A 17,587-nucleotide genomic window follows, 5' to 3' on the forward strand; every position below is an offset into this window, starting at 1 on the left:
AACTGCTTATGATTTGTGGCGTAATAAAAATACGTGGTGCAAGTTGGTACGCCGCTGGAAATCCGGGTCGAAGGTACGCGAAGTGATCTCTTCTACCGCGTACCGCTCGCTAAGCGCTTCGTCTAGCTTGAAACGCCGCTGATTGTTTGAGAACACCAACGTTCCACCGGGGGCAAGGCGCGCCATGGCAAGTTCCACTAACCGCGGGTGGTCGCGCTGCACATCTAGCGTGTCGCGCATCTTTTTCGAGTTTGAAAACGTTGGCGGGTCCATGAAGATCAGGTCGAACTCGGCATTGGCGGTTTCCAACCAGCGGAAGCAGTCATCCCGCACTACCCGGTGAAGCCGAGGATCGAGCTTGTTGAGCGCAAAGTTATCCCGCGCCCACTCAAGGTAGGTATTGGACATATCTACGCTGACGCTGTCGCTTGCGCCACCCAAAGCAGCCTGTACCGTTGCGGTGGCGGTATAGCAGAACAGGTTGAGAAAGCGCTTACCGCTGGCCATCTCGCCCAGCATACGACGCACCGGACGGTGATCCAAAAACAGGCCAGTATCCAAGTAGTCCCGCAGATTAACCCACAGTCGCGCGCTGCCTTCGCGCACTTCAAAACGTTCACCGCTAGCGGAGCGTTTCTGGTACTGAGCGCTGCCTGCCTGCTTCTCGCGGCGTTTAATATACACGTTGCTTGCATCGACACCCAGGGCATCGGGCAGCACTTCCAGTGCATCAAATAGCCGTTTTTGCGCCTGGGCCGGATTAATTGAACTCGGTGCGGCATACTCCTGAACATGAACGCGGTCGCCGTAACGATCCACCGCCAGCGCGTATTCCGGCATATCGGCATCGTAGATGCGATAGCACATTTCACCGCTCTGCTTCAGCCACTTTTTCAGACGTTTTTGATTTTTCGCCAATCGGTTGGCAAACATCTGCGCATTTTCCGACACTGCCGGTTTTGCTGTGCTGCTTTCCTGATGCGCTACGCCCGCTGCTGACGGTTCACCGCTCTCCTGGGGCGCAGGGCGGGCGCTGCCAATCTCCATCAGCAGCAGCTTGGCATCCAGCGCGCCGTTTTTTAGCGCGTACTGTTTGTGGGCACGTAGACCTAGGCGGTGGCCAAGATCCGGATTGCCGGTAAATAGCGCCAGCGTCCAGCCGGGGAACAGCGCTTTGGTTTTATCGCCTAGCTGGGCGTAGAGCCGCACCAGCTCAGGCAGCTCGCCCAGGCGCTCGCCATAGGGCGGGTTGGTAATCAATAGTCCCTGCTCGGCAGTCAGGGTCTCTGGCCGCGTGAGTTGGCTAAGGCTTTGGCCGTGTAGGGTGATCAGCGCCGGAATGCCCGCTCGCATAGCGTTGGATTTAGCGGCAGTAAGGGCTGCGGGACTTTGGTCAAAGCCCAACAGCTGCGTTTTACAGCGCTTGCGACCAATCGAGGCACGCGCATCGGCTTCGCGCTTTAGCTCCCGCCACATCGCCTCGTCGTGGCCCGCCCAGCCGTGGAAACCAAACCGCTCACGGTTCACGTTAGGGGCTTGGTCGGCGGCCATCAATGCGGCTTCGATTAGCAGTGTACCAGCACCGCACAGCGGGTCGATCAGTGGCTCGCCTGCTTTGGCACGCTCAGGCCAGCCGGCACGCACCAGCAGCGCTGCCGCCAAGTTCTCTTTGAGCGGCGCGTGCCCCACGTCGCGGCGGTAACCACGGCGGTGCAGACTCTCACCGGAAAGATCGATACCCAGCGTTAAATTCGCCCGATGCAGGTGCGTATAAATGCGCAAATCGGGCGTTTTAGTGTCAATACTAGGCCGCTCTATGCCCGCCAACTGAAGCGAATCGACAATGCCATCTTTAACAGTTTGGGCGCCAAAGCGCGTGTGGCGAATATGGTCGCTGCGGCCATGGAAATCGACTGCCAGCGTTTTACCGGGAAATACGTGCTCCGCCCAGGCAATCCGAGCAGATGCATCGTGCACTTGTTCGGCAGTTTCTATCATTGATTCTCGCGCTAACAGCAAAATAATGCGGTTCGCCAGCCGAGACCACAAGCACACCCGGTATGCCGTTTCTTGGCTAGCAGAAAAATAGACGCCTGCCACGGTGGTTTTGCCCGGCACGGCGCCCAGGGCCGTTAATTCATCCGCCAGCAGGCCTTCAATGCCTTTAGGGCAGGTCGCTAGGAGGTTTAGTAGCGCAGTTTGGTTCAACTCGGTCATGGTATTCGACGCGCGTAACTGCGCGATATTCCTATATATGGCAAATGAGTTTACGTCTTATGACAATTTCATGGTCGACAAGTGACCCCATGATGGTCTAACAATAAGAGTGTAGCTACTGAAAAAACGCATGCGTTGTTGGTTATGGTCGTTAACGGGTTCATCCACTCGATGTGAACACTTTAATGACGCATGACTTGTCGAGATAACCGCTTTGCCCGTTCAGCACGTGAGTGCTAGACATTAGTGCTTGTGCGGTATCTCACTGTTGTTAAGGTCAGCTCTCGGAATAGGCGCTGGTGCGATTAAGGCTTACATAAACTGTTTATACAAACACTGTTTATACAAACTATGTATACCTAAGCAGCACAGTATCAGGCTCTATTTCTTATCAAAGGCTTTCATGAATGAGGTTAGCCAATGAAACGACAAAAACGTGATCGCTTCCAACGGGCTTATGTTCACGGATATAAAGCGGGTATTACGGGTCGCTCCCGTGATGATTGTCCCAGTCAAGATGTCAATTTACGCGAATATTGGATGAGCGGTTGGCGTGAAGGTCGTGGCGATCAGTGGGATGGGATGACCGGCGTTTCCGGTATCCACAAAAACCCCCTGGTCATGGCCTAGTTAGTTTACTTTTTACCCAAACATTTGGAGAACGGAGCCCGCTGCCAGGCGGGCTTTTTATTGCTTAACGGATCGCCCCACTTCATATCTTCAATGGCTAACCGCCCTGCTTAAGCGCTTCGGCACACTGCTTAACAAGCTCCGGCCCTTGATAAATCAACCCTGAATAGAGCTGCACTACATCAGCCCCTGCGGCAATTTTAGCTTTGGCTGCGTCGCCGCTGTCGATTCCCCCCACGCCAATAATGGGTAGCGTAGGAAGCTGTGCCCGCAGCAAGCGAATAACGGTATTTGAAGCCTCAAATACCGGCTTACCCGATAGCCCCCCCGCCTCTTCTGACTGTGGGTCGCTTTTTACTGCCTCTCGGGAAACCGTGGTATTAGTGGCAATGACGCCATCGAGCGCATTACCGGCAATGCTATTTGCTACCAGCGTGACTTCCTCTTCACTCATATCAGGAGCAATTTTGACCAGCAGCGGCACTTTGCGGCCTGTTTCAGCATCCAGCGCATGGCTACGAGCGCGTATCGGCCCTAACAGCGCGTCTAGCTGCTCGCCAAACTGGAGAGTACGTAGACCAGGGGTGTTGGGTGATGAGATGTTCACTGCGATGTAATCAGCCACACCGTGCACCGCCTCTAAGCAGAGCAAATAGTCATCCAGGGCATGCTCAACTGAGGTGGACAGATTTTTGCCGATATTGATACCGACAATGCCGTTATAGTGGCGCTTTTTTACCTGCGCTACTAAGTGTTCAACCCCTTTGTTATTAAAACCAAAGCGATTAATGATGGCATCGTGCCCAGCAAGCCTGAACAGGCGCGGCTTCGGGTTGCCTGGCTGGGCTTTGGGCGTCACAGTGCCAACCTCTACAAAACCGAACCCTAGCTCGCCTAAGGCATCGAGGTGGTCGGCGTTTTTATCAAGCCCGGCGGCGAGACCAACCCGGTTATTAAAACGCAGCCCCATCAGTTCAACCGGGTCGCTTACCGGTTCGCCGTATACGCGTTTAACGCCCCCAACCCGATGCAGGGCATCTAACCCACGCAGCGCCATACTGTGCGAAGCTTCCGGGTCTAAGCGAAACAGCAGCGAACGGGCGAGGTTATACATCAGCGGGGCTCTCCTGGGCGTTGGGATAGGCGTTAAGCGCGGCGGGCGCAGTATAGCGCAGATCTGCGGCGGTTCGCAGAGAAAGCCGCCCACAAAAAAGCCGTCCCCTGGCGAACCAGGGTACGGCTTATGCTTAGTAGCGCTCGGCGTAAGGATTACGCTTCGCTATCGCTTTCCGCAAGATCTACCAGTTCACGAATAGCAACGGCAAACAGTGCAAAGCCACCTTCACTGCCACCACGCACCTCGTCAATCAGGCGGCACCAGCGACGGTGCAGCTCAGCATGCTGCTCCAACCATTGGGCGACACGCTCTTGGGTATCGCGGCTGCCCGCCTCAAGTTTCAGCACGCTTGTAGTGAGTGCTAACTGCTGGCGGTCAATGTCGTCACGGAAGGTTTCCCGTGCCTGCGCTTGCCAGGCATCGCGCACTTCTAAATGGGTTACCTGCTGAATCATCCAGGGAAGCTCTAGACGGCTGCCGATCTCGTAGAACACTTCGGCTACCCGCTGGGGCTTCTCATTGGTGACACGTGCCGCTTGAATAATACCCAGACCTGCATAAAGGCTCGGTGCGGCTGCCACCGTTGAGGCTAAGGCTTCTGGCACGCCCGCGTCCTGCAGCTCATCACAGCGCTTGCGCCATGCAGCCTGCTCTTCACCGCTTAGCAGTTCACCAATACCCTCTTGCAGCTGCGCCAAGCGCGGACCGAAGAACTCAATAGCATCTTGCGTGGAAAGTCCCAGGTGCGTGCGCAGGAACCAGCGCGTGGCACGACGAATCATGCGCATCAGTTCTAGCATCATGGAATACTGCACGCGGCTTGGCACTTGGTTGTCCAGCGACTCGATCTGCGCCCACAGGGCAGGCAGGTTAAACGCATCCCGGGCCACAATGTAAGCACGAGCAATATCCGCCCGGCCAGCGCCCGTAGAGTCCATTAAGCGACGTACAAAGACGATTCCCATGTGATCAACCAAATCGTTGGCTACCTGAGTAGCCACAATTTCACGTTTCAGGCGATGCTCGTACATTTCGCTCTGATAGCGCTCGGTTAAAACAGCCGGGAAAAGGCGCTCTAGATGGCGATGAATGTAAAGATCATCCGGTATATCGGAGTTGATCAAATCGCCCTTCAGGGTGCTCTTGGCGTAGGAGATCAGTACTGCCAATTCGGGCAAGCGCATGCCCTGGTTGCTGCTGACACGCTCTTTAAGCACATCGTCAGCGGGCAGGAACTCAAGCTCACGGTCAATCTGCCCAGCGGACTCAAGCTCGCTGATAAAGCGACGGAAGGGCCCCATGCCTTGCTTGGAAAGGATTTCTGAAAGATCCAGCGCCTGGGTTTGGCGATAGTTATCCAAAATAACCAGGTCAGCGACCTCTTCGGTCATGTCCGCTAACAGCTGATTGCGCTGTTTGTCGGTCATATCGCCACGCTTAACCACTTCATCAATCAATATCTTGATATTGACCTCGTGGTCGGAGCAGTTAACCCCACCAGCGTTATCAATAAAGTCGGTGTAAACCCGTACGCCGTTGGCGGCGGCTTCCATACGGCCTCGCTGGGTAAAGCCGAGGTTCCCCCCCTCGCCTACCACGCGGCAGCGCAGCTCAGTGCCGTTAATGCGTAGCGCATCGTTAGCTTTATCGCCCACGTCGGCATCGGTTTCTTCAGAGCCTTTTACGTAGGTGCCGATGCCGCCATTCCAAAGCAGATCAATTTTGGCCTTCAACATGGCTCGAATCAGATCATTGGGCGATAGGCGTGCGTCTTGAATGCCAAACACCTGCTGCATTTCAGGGCTGATGGCGATAGATTTAGCGCTACGGTTAAACACGCCGCCACCTTTAGAAATCAGCTCAGCGTTATAGTCTTCCCAACTGGAGCGAGGCAGGTTAAACAGGCGTGTGCGCTCGGCAAAGGCGGCGTCTGCGTCAGGATTTGGGTCGACGAAGATATGCAGATGGTTGAACGCGCCAACCAGCTGGATCTTATCGGACAGCAGCATGCCATTACCAAACACGTCGCCGGCCATATCACCAATGCCCACGGCAGTGAATAAATCCTTTTGGGTATTAACGCCCAGGTTTTTGAAGTGGCGCTTAACGGACTCCCAGGCGCCACGGGCCGTAATCGCCATCTTCTTATGGTCGTAGCCGTTGGCACCGCCGGAGGCAAAAGCATCGCCCAGCCAGTGGCCGTACTCTACAGAAATCTCGTTAGCGATATCCGAGAACGTCGCGGTACCTTTATCGGCGGCAACAACTAAATACGTGTCATCTTCATCGTGGCGCACGACGTTTTGCGGCGGTACTACCTCCCCCCCCACAAGGTTGTCAGTAATATCTAGCAGGGCGCGGATAAAGATTTTATAGCAGGCGATCCCTTCTTTCTGCTGCGTTTCACGGTCAGCGTTCTCAGGCATGCGCTTGCAGACAAAGCCGCCCTTCGCCCCTACCGGCACGATGACCGAGTTTTTCACCTGCTGCGCTTTTACTAGGCCAAGAACTTCGGTACGGAAGTCTTCCTGACGGTCGGACCAGCGCAAGCCGCCTCGGGCAACTTTGCCACCGCGCAGATGCACGCCCTCCACCCGCGGCGAGCAAACAAAAATCTCAAACGCCGGGCGTGGCTTGGGCATGCCCGTTACCTTTGATGGCTCAAGCTTATAGGCGATATAGTCTTTAAAGCCGCCGCTCTCCGTTTGCTGGTAATAGTTGGTGCGCAGGGTGGCTTGAATCAGCTCCATAAAGCGACGCAGCAGCTGGTCGTCGTTTAAGCTCGCCACGCCTTCAAGGTGCTCGTTTAAGCGGGCGACACACTCCTCGGTTGTGCCATGCTGATGCGCCGGGTCAAAACGCAAGCGGAAGAGCTCCACTAGCCCCTGGGTAATCGCTGGGTAATTTACCAGGGTAGCGGCAAAGTAGTCTTGGGACATGCCAAAGCGGATCTGCTTCAAGTAGCGGGCGTAGCCGCGCAGCATCGCCACTTCGCGCCAATCCAGCCCTGCGCCAATAATCAGCCGATTAAAAGCATCGTTTTCCGCTTCTCCCGCCCAAATGCGCTTGAACGCTTCACTGAAGGTGTCGCGCATGGCACTAAGATTCACCCCTTCACTGCTGTGCTCAAGCTCGAAGTCATGAATCCAATAGCGCTGCTGAGGGGCATTAATATCGTAGGGGCGCTCACCAATGACCCGCAGGCCGAGGTTTTCCATCATCGGTAAAACATCGGATAATGGAATCTGAGACTCACGGTGGTAAAGCTTTAGATTCATACCGCCCGCCTGCTCTTCAAGAGGACGATAAAGAGAGAGGGAGATATCTGAACCGCTATCTAAATTCAACAGGTGCTGAACATCGAACACCGCCGTGCGGGCATTAAAGTCTTCACGGTAGCTGGCCGAGAACGCTTCGTGGAACTGTTCAATCAGCAGATTGGCGCGCTCTTCGCCAAACCCTTCGATCATTGCGGCTTGCAAGTCGTCACGCCAGCTGCGCGCTAAGCGTGCCACCTTGCTTTCCAGGCGTTTTAGGTCGTACTGGCTTGGGGCCTCACCATTAAAGCGCAGAATAAGCTGAATACGCGCCAGCACCGACTCCGATAAGTAGGTGTTGAAGTCACCAAAATGGGCGTCGAGTTCGTCGCACAGCATCGCTTGAATACGCTGACGCAGGTCGGTAGAGAACACATCCCGAGGTACAAAAACTAAACAGGAGTAGAACTTACCGCTAACATCTGCGCGGATAAACAGACGTACCTGACGGCGCTCACGGATGTTAAGGATGCCCAGCGCCGTGCTGGCCAACGCCTCTGTGCTGATCTGGAAAAGATCATCTCGGGGATATACTTCCAGCACTTGGAGCAGCTGCTTGCCGTTGTGGCCGTGGGGATTGAACCCCGCAATATCCATCACGGCTTTCAGCTTACGCCGCAACAGCGGAATATTGCGCGGCGACTCGTTGTACACCGTAGAAGTAAACAAGCCAAAGAAACGCCGCTCGCCAATCACATTGCCATCATCATCGTAGCGATCAACGGTGATGTAATCAGGGTACGTGGGGCGATGCACTCGGGAGTGATGGGCACTTTTGGCAAACGACAGCAGTTGAGGCACCAGCACGTAGGCGTTGTGCTCATCGATACCCTCTTCGGTGCGGATACGCTCCCGATAGCGCGGTTGGTCAAGGCGGAAAACACCGAGCACGCTGTTGGAATCGCGCTGTAGCTCATTACCTTCCAATAAATATTCGTCGTAGCCCAGGAAGGTAAAGTTATCCTTTAGCAACCACTCTAAAAAGGCGATGGCTTCTTCGTGGTCATCGGGGTCAATTTGTGGCGGGCAGTTTTTCTCAAGCTCTTGAATGGCCGTGGTAATCTGGCCGCACATTGCGTCAAAGTCGCTCACGGCGGTGCGCACATCCCGCAAAACTTCGTGTAGTTTGCTCTCGATATTCGCCAGTGCATCAGGATCGGTGTGGCGGTCAACCTCAATCACAATAAGTGATTCCCGCGCATCCGGCGCGTCTTCATCCCGTGGCGAGGCAAGGTTTTGAAGCTGGTACTGACCATTGCGTGCAACGGCAAAAACGGCGTTTTGAATGGCATGTACCGTTAGGCCGCGGCGATTTAGCTCAATACGCACCGAGTCGACCAAAAACGGCATATCTTCATGCAAAACGGCCACAAAAGTGTGGGTAGACTGCCAGCCGTGCTCTTCGAAATCGGGGTTAAAGACCCGCACTTTGGGGCTTAAGGGGTCATGGTTTTGCAGAAACTGCCAAATCGATAGCGTGGCGCCGTAAAGGTCGTCTAGTCGACGATCAATCAGGTCTTCAACGGGCACCGTGGCATAAAAGTGCCGAGCGAAGGCTTCAACGTCTGCCGCGCGTGCAGGCTCCAGTTGCGCTTCCAATCGCTCTTGTAGCTGCTTTAAAAGATCTTGCCGACTCTCTTCAATCGCAACGTAATGCATCCATCACCTCGACTTCCTAGGGCCACTGCTTTGGCCAAAAAACGAAGAACAATAGGCCTTTAGGCCACGCTGCTCATTAGCTTACGCTACCCATGGTCACCACCCTAGTCATCTGACAGGTTATTCATGGTGTATGCCGCTTATGCATCATAAGCACTATTGACAATTTCACTCTTGAGCGACTGGGTTCCGCGTGAGCCATACTCCACACTCACAGTGGTGGGTAAACGGAAACTGATCAAAAAGCGCAAACCGCTCAATGCGGTGCGTCTTAGTCAGTATGGTTAAATTTTCAGCGAGCGTTGCCGGGTTGCATGAAATATAAACGATCTGATCATATTCACTGATTTGCTGACAGCTCTGTTCGTCTAATCCAGCGCGTGGCGGATCGACTAATACGGTAGAAAAATCGTAGCTTTCTAGCCCCATCTCAGCTACCCGCCGACCTACTTTTTCACCTCGCAGTGCTAGGGAAAACTCCTCTGCTGACATTCTTGCGATTTGGGCATTGGTTACGCTATTCGCCGCCAAGTTAACATTGGCACTGGCGACTGAGGTTCGGGAAATTTCGGTTGCTAACACTTGGCGAAAGTTATCCGCGAGTGCAATGGTAAAGTTACCGTTACCGCAGTACAGCTCTACCAAGTCTTCACTTTGACGGCCAGCGGTCACTTCATGCGCCCACTCCAGCATCGTTTGGCAGATGTGGGCATTGGGCTGGGTAAAACTGTTTTCTACTTGCTGGTAATGCAGCGTGCGACCGTTGACGGTTAAGCGCTCCCATACGTGGTCTTGGGTGAGCACGATGCGCTGTTTGCGTGAGCGGCCAATAATCATAATACCCAGAGCTTTTTCCAGCGCGCGGGCCTCTTCTTCCCAGGCTTCCCCTAGCGGGCGGTGGTAAATCAGCGTCACTAGCGCTTCGCCTGAGAGCGTGGTTAAAAACTCAATCTGAAAAAGTCGGCGGCGCAGCTCATCGCTGGCTAAGAACGCCTCGCGTAGCTGTGGCATCAGTGCATTAATCTGCTCACTGGCGACCGGAAACTGATCAAGGCGCACTACTTTTTTGTTCTTGGGGTTATCGGGATCCACTTCAAACATGGCATAAAACAGGTCATCCTTTTCATGCCAAATACGAAACTCGCAGCGCTGGCGGTAGTGGCTTGGCGGCGAAGGATAAACTTCCAAGTCAGGTGTTTTAAACGTGGCAAAGGTACTTTCCAGATAAGCTTGTTTATCAGCCAACTGTGCCGCATAGCGAGCGGGATCTACGGTAGGAATCGCCAAGGTGTCTCCTTGTGATTAGAAAATTAAAGTGGGTAAAAAAGCGTTAATCATTGGTCGATTAACTAACGGCGGGCAGTAATAGCTGCTGGGGTTTGCGAAACCCGTAGCGAGCAAATCCATCAATCAAAGCATTTGCTGGCGCCGTGGTAAAACAGCGTCCGTCGGACGCGTCAAACGCCAGCTGCTTGGCTATCTGGCCTACTCGGCGTGCGATGGCATCGCCAGAATCAACCCACGCAAGCGGCGTTGGCGCGAGCGTGGTCAGCATAGGCTTTAATAGCGGAAAGTGGGTACAGCCAAGCACCACGGTGTCCAATGCAGGGATAGCCTGCGTGGCTTGCCAGAGCGGCTGTAGCGCTTGGTAAATACGGGTAGCGTTGAGCGGCGTTCCAGCCAGCCAAGCTTCCGCCTCAGTGACCAGTGCATCGGCCGCGACCTTTGTCACTAGGCAGTCACTCGCGAAGCTGTCGATTAGCCCCTGGGTGTAAGGCCGGTTGACCGTCGCCGTCGTTGCCAGTAGGCCAATATGGCGTGTTTTACTTGTGAACGCCGCGGGTTTTATCGCCGGCACCGTACCTACCACGGGAATCATTAACGTCTGACGCAGTCCATCCAGCGCCAGCGTACTGGCGGTGTTGCAGGCAACCACCAATAAGCTGGCTTGGCAAGCGTCAACGGCTGCTTGGCACACCGCCACAATACGCGCAGCCAGCGCGTCATCGTCACGCAGGCCATAGGGCAACCAAGCATTATCACAGGCGTAGCACATCGATACCTTGGGATAGTGCGAACGCAAAGCGTTAGCGACGGACAGCCCTCCCACGCCTGAATCGAAAATCAGCACTGGGCCCGTCATATCCTCCATCCCAATTTGTCATACGCTTTTGCCACGCCAACCCTCGCTAAGCTATCAATACGGGGCGATAGTTTAACACGCCCCGTGGTGCTCTAAAGGGTTCTAGAATGGCCTCTACAGCGAAGGCACCTCGGCGCCGCACAGTTCAGCATATAACTCAGGGTAGGCGTGCTGTAGACGCTCCAACTCCTGTTCAGCCCCTTCTGGAAGGGCGTCGCGAAGTTCTTGCATATCTTCAGGGCTAAAGTGTTTATCAATCAGCGGGAATAAGCCTTCGCGCTCAAGACGCAGGTAGGCACGGTGCGCCTCAAGATACGCTTTTAAATCTTGTGTAAAGCGATCCATCGGCAGGACATTATCCATCAGAATCGTGTCGATATCGTTGGAAAGCTGCCGCAGACGCGGCTTAAGCTCACGATAATCAGCCGCCATTTGCTCCATTAACTGAAGATGTTCAGGCGCTTTAGCTTCTAGCCGCTCCACACAGATCCGTTCCAGCGGACTAGCAAAACCTTCCATATAGGAAAGAATGTAGTCCACCACCTCGCGCATCAACTGAAAGTTAGGGCGCTCCCCCAGGAGCAGTGTTTTCTGCTTTAGCTGTAGCACATGGAGCATACGCGCCATATTGGCATGATCTAGACGCAGTTGGTTTAACATCGTGCCGTCTCCTTCATAAGTGTCATGCTTGCCGCTCCCCTCAGGAGCCAGGCACGCGATCATGAACTCTGCCTGCTGATCTTGGCTGGTTTCCACTACACTAGCGTTACTATTTACCATGCACCCCACGGCGATTACTAGCTAACCACTGTGGCCATCCGCACGGACTTTCTCATGAGTTATGCCAAAGGTAGTCTCACAAGACGCCGTTTACCACAGACACTTGTTTACAGCGTGTTGTTCAACGTCTCGATTTACAACGGAAGTTTACATGGACCTTTTTGACCGGCAGCATGCCTCACCCGCCGAAGATGCGCCGCTCGCTTACCGCATGCGACCGCAGACACTCGATGACTATATTGGACAGAATGCGCTGGTAGGGCCAGATAAACCGCTGCGACGTATGGCGGAGTCTGGCGTGGTGCGCTCAATGATTTTATGGGGGCCACCTGGCGTAGGTAAGACCACCCTAGCAGAACTGTTAGCACGCGCTTCCAGCGCCCATCTGGAGCACCTGAGCGCCGTTATGGCCGGGGTAAAAGAGATTCGCTTAGTTGTCGAGCGCGCCCAACAAAGCACCTCACCAACGCTGCTTTTTTTAGATGAGATTCACCGGCTTAACAAAAGCCAGCAAGATGCGCTGCTACCCCACGTTGAGTCAGGTTTACTCACCCTCATAGGGGCCACAACCGAAAATCCATCCTTTGAAGTGAACTCTGCACTGCTATCCCGTGCACGGGTCTATGTACTTAAATCTCTCAGCCAAGATGAGTTGATAGCGGTAATGCGCCAAGCGTTAAGCGACCCACAGCGCGGCCTTGGCAAGCGCGCTATTGACGTTGAAGATGGCGTTTTGGAAGCGTTCGCACACGCCAGCGCTGGCGATGCGCGCCGAGCCTTGGGGCTGTTGGAAACCGCCTGCGACTTTACTGAACCGAGCAACGGCCGCGAGGTGCTTAAAAAATCTGTCTTAGCCGATGTGGTAGGCCATCAATCCAGCGCTTTCGACAAACAGGGCGATGCTTACTACGATTTGCTTTCGGCTATTCATAAATCGATCCGCTCATCGCGGCCTGACGCGGCGCTATTGTATATGGCGCGCTTTGTACAAGGCGGCGGCGACCCGCTGGATATCGTACGGCGCTTAACGGCTATTGCCTCTGAAGATGTGGGCAATGCAGACCCTCGCGCCCTTCCCTTGGTAATAGCTGCTTGGGATGCATATTTACGCCTGGGTGACTACGAGGGCCAGCGCGCCATTGCCCATGCGGCCATTCACCTAGCGGTGGCGCCTAAAAGCAACCGTATTGATCGCGCATGGAAAGCTGCCAAACAGTTTGCCCAGCAGCAGCCTCAGTTGGAAGTGCCAAGCTATTTACGTAATGCGCCTACCAAGCTCATGGAGCAGCTAGGCCATGGGGAGGGGTATCGCTACGCTCATAACGAACCAGACGGCTACCCTGCAGGCAGCGCGCATAACTGCTGGCCAGAGGCGTTTCCCGTCGTACGCTTTTATGAGCCCAGCACGATAGGACAAGAAAAGCGCTTTGGGGAGATAATGGCGTGGCGAGAGGAGCGCGATCAGAAAGCAGATCAGGCGCCCAAAGGCGCCTGAAAGCGTGCGAACATAGCGGCCTGGCCGCCCAAGCTTAGAGCCCTTCGCGAATTACATCGGTGCCTTCTGGAATGTCAAAATCAAACAGGCTGCGGTCAATAACGCCATTGCGGGTAATATTGCTAAAGGTAATCGCTGTGCGCTGGCCGGTGCTATCCATCATCCATAGCTCGGTCAGCGTTTGGTTATCAAACACCATGCTTAGCTCTTCAAACAGGGTATCCGCAGAAGAAGGAATCAACGTAAATACGTCATCGCCATCTTCCTGCTCATAAAACACCTCGTAACTAGCGGTCAGATCGTCGGCGCTACCTGACAGCAACAGCGCAGGCGTATGGGAAACCCGATTATCCATTGCCTGTACCGTTACCTGCTCAAGATCCGGGTCATATAAGTGAACGTCGCTACCGTCTGACACTACGATTTGCGAGTACGGCGCCTCCACTTCCCAGCGCAGCATGCCAGGGCGAGAGAGCCACATTTCGCCTCGGGCGCTCTGCAAGCGCTCGCCGTCGCCACCCAGTATTTGCTGTTCAAAGCTTGCGTGATAGCTCTCTAGCGGATCGAGCCGTTCGGTCAGGCGCTCGGCTGCTTCATTGGCCCACAGGGCTGGGGATGCAAAGGTTAAACCCAATGCGCTGGCAGCCAACATCAGTGGTGAGGTGCGTCGTGTATGCGTCTCGCGCATTACTTTACTCCCTAGGCAGTGATTGCCAAAAGCGGTGGTACTTAAAACCGACGTTGTAACAAATGTTCTAACGGATGGCCTTAAGAGATTCCATATAGCCTCTATGACGCGAAACGCACCGTAGGGTTTCACCCACGGCGCGACTTCCACGTTTGTTGCATGTTTTATAATGTGTTTACTGCTGCTTTAGTGGCCCACCGGGGGCGGCGCCAGCACCTCGCGGGCACCGTTAGTGCCCATTGAGGAGACTACGCCTGCACTCTCCATGGCCTCGACCAACCGTGCGGCTCGGTTATAACCGATTTTAAAGCGGCGCTGCACTGCTGAAATAGAGGCTTTACGGGTTTCCGTTACAAACTGCACGGCCTCGTCATATAGCGCATCTTGTTCAGCGTCGTCACCATCCACGCCGTCAGCTTCCAGGCCAGTCAATGCGTCTGCCGTCACACCGCCGGAAAGAATCTCCTCAATGTACTCTGGCGCGCCTCGGCGCTTCCAGTCGTCGACGACCCGGTGGACTTCATCATCATCGACAAAGGCACCGTGAATACGATTGGGAGGCCCTGACCCCGCAGGCAGATAGAGCATATCACCGTGACCGAGCAAGCTTTCCGCCCCGCCTTGATCAAGAATGGTGCGCGAATCAATCCGTGATGAGACCTGAAACGCCATCCGCGAGGGAATGTTTGCTTTAATCAAACCGGTCACCACATCAACCGATGGGCGCTGGGTGGCGAGAATCAAGTGGATACCTGCCGCACGCGCTTTTTGCGCCAACCGCGCGATCAACTCTTCCACTTTTTTACCGACAATCATAAACATATCGGCAAATTCATCGATCACCACCACGATGTAGGGCAGCTTTTCAAGCACCGGCGGCGTTTGGTGCATTTCCCATGGCTGTGGCTCCCATAACGGGTCGGCCACTTGCGCGCCAGCACGTTCGGCCTCATCCAAGCGGCCATTAAAGCCGGCGATATTCCGCACGCCCATCGCGGCCATCAGCTTATAGCGACGTTCCATTTCCGCCACACACCAGCGCAGGCTATTGGCCGCCTCTTTCATGTCGGTGACCACGGGTGCCAACAGGTGCGGGATGCCATCGTATACGGAAAGCTCCAGCATTTTCGGGTCGACCATGATCAGTTTTAACTCGTCGGGTTTAGCTTTGAGCAGCATCGAAATCAACATGGCGTTAACGCCTACCGATTTACCCGACCCCGTGGTACCGGCCACCAGCAGGTGGGGCATTTTACCCAGGTTGGCCACGACCGGGCCGCCACCGATATCCTGGCCTAATGCCATGGTAAGCGGCGAGGTTTCCTGCTGGTAACGGTCTGAGTCGATCACTTCACGCAGGCGAATCATCGCCCGGTGCGGGTTAGGAATCTCTATACCTACTGTTGGACGACCAGGAATCACCTCCACAACGCGAACGCTCTTCACCATCAGCGAGCGCGCTAGGTCTTTGGCAAGGTTACTAATTTTCGATACCTTAACCCCGGCAGCAGGCTTAATCTCAAAACGGGTAATCACCGGCCCCGGCCAAGTATCGACAACTTCCGCCTTAACGCCGTATTCGCGTAGCCGAACTTCCAGCAGCTCCGCCATATCGGCCAACTGTTCTTCGGTATAGTTGGGTTGATGCGGCTCTGGTGGCGTTAATAGCTGCAGGCTTGGCACTTCTCCTTCCGGCTCGTCCAGGGTTTCAAAAGCTGGACGCTGGCTCTGTAAGTGTTCAACTGTCCACAAAGTGGGGCCATTATCAGCCTCCTCCTCAGCGGGCGCTGAGAACGTTGGCTCATGACGCCCCGTTGCCGGTTCCGCTGCCGGTTTCGGTTCCGCTGCTAGTGGAACATCCTGTTCATCTTCGTCCCATACGGGCTCTGGCACGACTTCTGGCACCCGCTCACGACGCGGCTCTGCGGCTATTGGCCCCGCAGGCTCAGCCGTCTCAGCAGGCGGGAAGTGTGGCGATAGGGGTGCCACTGGCTCTGCTGCTATCCGCTCTGCTGCTAGCGGCTTTGGTGCTATCGGTTCTGGTGCTGTTGATTCCGCTGGCTGTTGCGCGTCCGGCTCAGGCACATAGTGCTCTGCCTCTGGGGCGGGTGCTTTAGCAGACATCGGCGCAATAGGCTCTTCAGGCGAGTCTGCGCGAATTGCAAAGGCGTCTTCCCGCGGCGGTCCGCTAGGCGTTGGCTCATTCGCGGTAGACTCATTAGCGGGCTCTACGGGTGGCGGCTCAACCGGTGCAACCGAGGGCTCTGCCTTAGCAAGCCGCTCGCTTGGCACTGCTGCCGCTTCCCAGGGGATAGAGGTATCTGTTGTGGTGGAAGTCGCTTCTTCTGTACTCGTAAACGCGGTAGAGAAACTAGGTTCACGCCGTTCTCGCCCACGAAAACGTATGGATTGCGGCTCTTCGTGCTCCGCTTCACTGCCCGCCCCCTCGTCATGCTCGTGGCGCTGCTCCGCCTCTGTCTGAGGTGCCTGACTAACCTGTTTCCCGCTATCTTTTGTCGCACGGAGTGGCACTGGCACATCGTGCTCCTGGGTAAACCGCTCAGGCTCTGGCACCACGGGTTCTGCACTGGGTTCCGTAGCCGGATGAGGAGTGTCGTCATCTGCTGTGGGCACGGATGCTTCGAACTCGGCTGTTTGAGGCTCCATGCGGGCCCGCTCTTTTACCTTTTGCGAAGCGGCTTTGGCCGCTGCACGCACAGCAGCACGTTCGGCTCGCTTCTCTTGCCCTTTCGCACGCCGAGCGCTGAACCAGCCGCCTAACTTACATAGCCGACGTCCCACTTCATCAGCGACTTGCAGCCACGACATGCCGCTAAATAACGGAAAGCCGATTAAAATAAGCGCGGCAGCTATTAGCCCAACCCCACCGCTGCTCACCAACGGCTTTAACGTGCCGACTAAGCCCTCACCTAGAATGCCGCCGGAGGCATAGGGCAAAATACTGTTGGGATGATAAAAATGCAGTGCACCCAGCATTGTGGTGCCAAACATCAGGAGCAATAAGCCACCAGTATGCACAGCGATAGCGATAGGATCGACTTCAAAACGCACTTGTCGGGAGCGCATGAGCCACCAAGCGGCGTAGCCCAACATCCCCGGCCACCAAAGCGCACTGGCCCCCAGCAGCGAGTAGAGGACATCGGCGAGCCACGCACCCACCGGGCCCATCCAGTTACGCACGTCTGTTTCCGGCCCTTGATATGACCATCCAGGGTCTGCGGGATGGTAACTAAACAGTGCTAATAATAGGAACACACATAACGCCAGCAGCACCACGACAACGCCTTCGCGCACCGAGCCCTGCAAACGCAGACCAAACCGGCGGGCTTTATCCTTTGCCGCTTTAACCCTGGCCGAAGAGGTTGATGATGATTGACGCGAATTTCGCTGCGTTCGCTTGTCTACTGCCTTATTTACTTTCAAGCGATTCTCCCTTTACACCTCAATGGCGTCTTTAATCCACTTGCGAGTTTGCATCATACCGAGCATCCTTGCGCCGTCACAGAGCTTCTTGAAGCGC

Annotated in this window: 10 protein-coding genes; 2 read left to right on the top strand and 8 right to left on the bottom strand. The window is 55.0% G+C overall.

Annotated elements, in window-relative coordinates; genetic code table 11:
• Nucleotides 1-6: 6 nt before the first annotated feature.
• Complete coding sequence (gene rlmKL / locus LOS15_RS09780) at nt 7-2,217, bottom strand: bifunctional 23S rRNA (guanine(2069)-N(7))-methyltransferase RlmK/23S rRNA (guanine(2445)-N(2))-methyltransferase RlmL (protein WP_263065572.1); 2,211 nt, start codon at nt 2,215-2,217, stop codon at nt 7-9.
• A 420-nt stretch (nt 2,218-2,637) separates the two neighbouring features.
• Between rlmKL and rmf the strand changes: the two genes are divergently transcribed.
• On the top strand, nt 2,638-2,847 hold the full coding sequence (rmf, locus tag LOS15_RS09785; RefSeq protein ID WP_263065573.1) for a ribosome modulation factor: 210 nt from the start codon (nt 2,638-2,640) through the stop codon (nt 2,845-2,847).
• 97 nt (nt 2,848-2,944) lie between these two features.
• Here the strand turns inward: rmf and LOS15_RS09790 are convergent, their stop codons facing one another.
• From LOS15_RS09790 to LOS15_RS09810, 5 genes are all read right to left on the bottom strand, one after another.
• On the bottom strand, nt 2,945-3,961 hold the full coding sequence (locus LOS15_RS09790; protein ID WP_263065575.1) for a quinone-dependent dihydroorotate dehydrogenase: 1,017 nt from the start codon (nt 3,959-3,961) through the stop codon (nt 2,945-2,947).
• A gap of 155 nt (nt 3,962-4,116) precedes the next feature.
• Complete coding sequence (locus LOS15_RS09795; protein WP_263065576.1) at nt 4,117-8,940, bottom strand: NAD-glutamate dehydrogenase; 4,824 nt, start codon at nt 8,938-8,940, stop codon at nt 4,117-4,119.
• A gap of 168 nt (nt 8,941-9,108) precedes the next feature.
• Nucleotides 9,109-10,227 (bottom strand): tRNA (uridine(54)-C5)-methyltransferase TrmA, encoded by a 1,119-nt coding sequence (gene trmA / locus LOS15_RS09800; RefSeq protein ID WP_263065577.1) that lies wholly within the window; start codon nt 10,225-10,227, stop codon nt 9,109-9,111.
• A 58-nt stretch (nt 10,228-10,285) separates the two neighbouring features.
• Nucleotides 10,286-11,083: a glutamate racemase gene (gene murI / locus LOS15_RS09805; protein ID WP_263065578.1), complete on the bottom strand. Its 798-nt coding sequence runs from the start codon at nt 11,081-11,083 to the stop codon at nt 10,286-10,288.
• Nucleotides 11,084-11,197: 114 nt separating this feature from the next.
• Nucleotides 11,198-11,743, bottom strand: a complete 546-nt coding sequence (locus tag LOS15_RS09810) for a hemerythrin domain-containing protein (protein ID WP_263065580.1) — start codon at nt 11,741-11,743, stop codon at nt 11,198-11,200.
• Between the two features lie 271 nt (nt 11,744-12,014).
• On the opposite strand from LOS15_RS09810, the gene LOS15_RS09815 reads away from it, so the two are divergent.
• The gene (locus LOS15_RS09815; RefSeq protein WP_263065582.1) at nt 12,015-13,358 is read left to right on the top strand and encodes a replication-associated recombination protein A; all 1,344 of its coding nucleotides are present in this window, start codon (nt 12,015-12,017) and stop codon (nt 13,356-13,358) included.
• A 34-nt stretch (nt 13,359-13,392) separates the two neighbouring features.
• On the opposite strand, the gene lolA is transcribed toward LOS15_RS09815, so the two are convergent.
• Both lolA and LOS15_RS09825 read right to left on the bottom strand, forming a co-directional pair.
• Complete coding sequence (gene lolA, locus LOS15_RS09820; protein ID WP_263065583.1) at nt 13,393-14,046, bottom strand: outer membrane lipoprotein chaperone LolA; 654 nt, start codon at nt 14,044-14,046, stop codon at nt 13,393-13,395.
• Between the two features lie 186 nt (nt 14,047-14,232).
• Nucleotides 14,233-17,490, bottom strand: a complete 3,258-nt coding sequence (locus tag LOS15_RS09825) for a DNA translocase FtsK (protein WP_317629606.1) — start codon at nt 17,488-17,490, stop codon at nt 14,233-14,235.
• Nucleotides 17,491-17,587: the final 97 nt, after the last annotated feature.

This window comes from Halomonas sp. 7T (assembly GCF_025643255.1).
Classification (GTDB): Bacteria; Pseudomonadota; Gammaproteobacteria; order Pseudomonadales; family Halomonadaceae; genus Vreelandella.

Excerpts from the sequence above, each read along its gene's own strand:
- LOS15_RS09810 (WP_263065580.1), bottom strand. The coding sequence starts at position 11,743 with ATGTTAAACCAACTGCGTCTAGATCATGCCAATATGGCGCGTATGCTC.
- LOS15_RS09795 (WP_263065576.1), bottom strand. The coding sequence starts at position 8,940 with ATGCATTACGTTGCGATTGAAGAGAGTCGGCAAGATCTTTTAAAGCAG.
- lolA (WP_263065583.1), bottom strand. The coding sequence starts at position 14,046 with ATGCGCGAGACGCATACACGACGCACCTCACCACTGATGTTGGCTGCC.
- rlmKL (WP_263065572.1), bottom strand. The coding sequence starts at position 2,217 with ATGACCGAGTTGAACCAAACTGCGCTACTAAACCTCCTAGCGACCTGC.
- LOS15_RS09815 (WP_263065582.1), top strand. The coding sequence starts at position 12,015 with ATGGACCTTTTTGACCGGCAGCATGCCTCACCCGCCGAAGATGCGCCG.
- murI (WP_263065578.1), bottom strand. The coding sequence starts at position 11,083 with ATGACGGGCCCAGTGCTGATTTTCGATTCAGGCGTGGGAGGGCTGTCC.
- rmf (WP_263065573.1), top strand. The coding sequence starts at position 2,638 with ATGAAACGACAAAAACGTGATCGCTTCCAACGGGCTTATGTTCACGGA.
- LOS15_RS09790 (WP_263065575.1), bottom strand. The coding sequence starts at position 3,961 with ATGTATAACCTCGCCCGTTCGCTGCTGTTTCGCTTAGACCCGGAAGCT.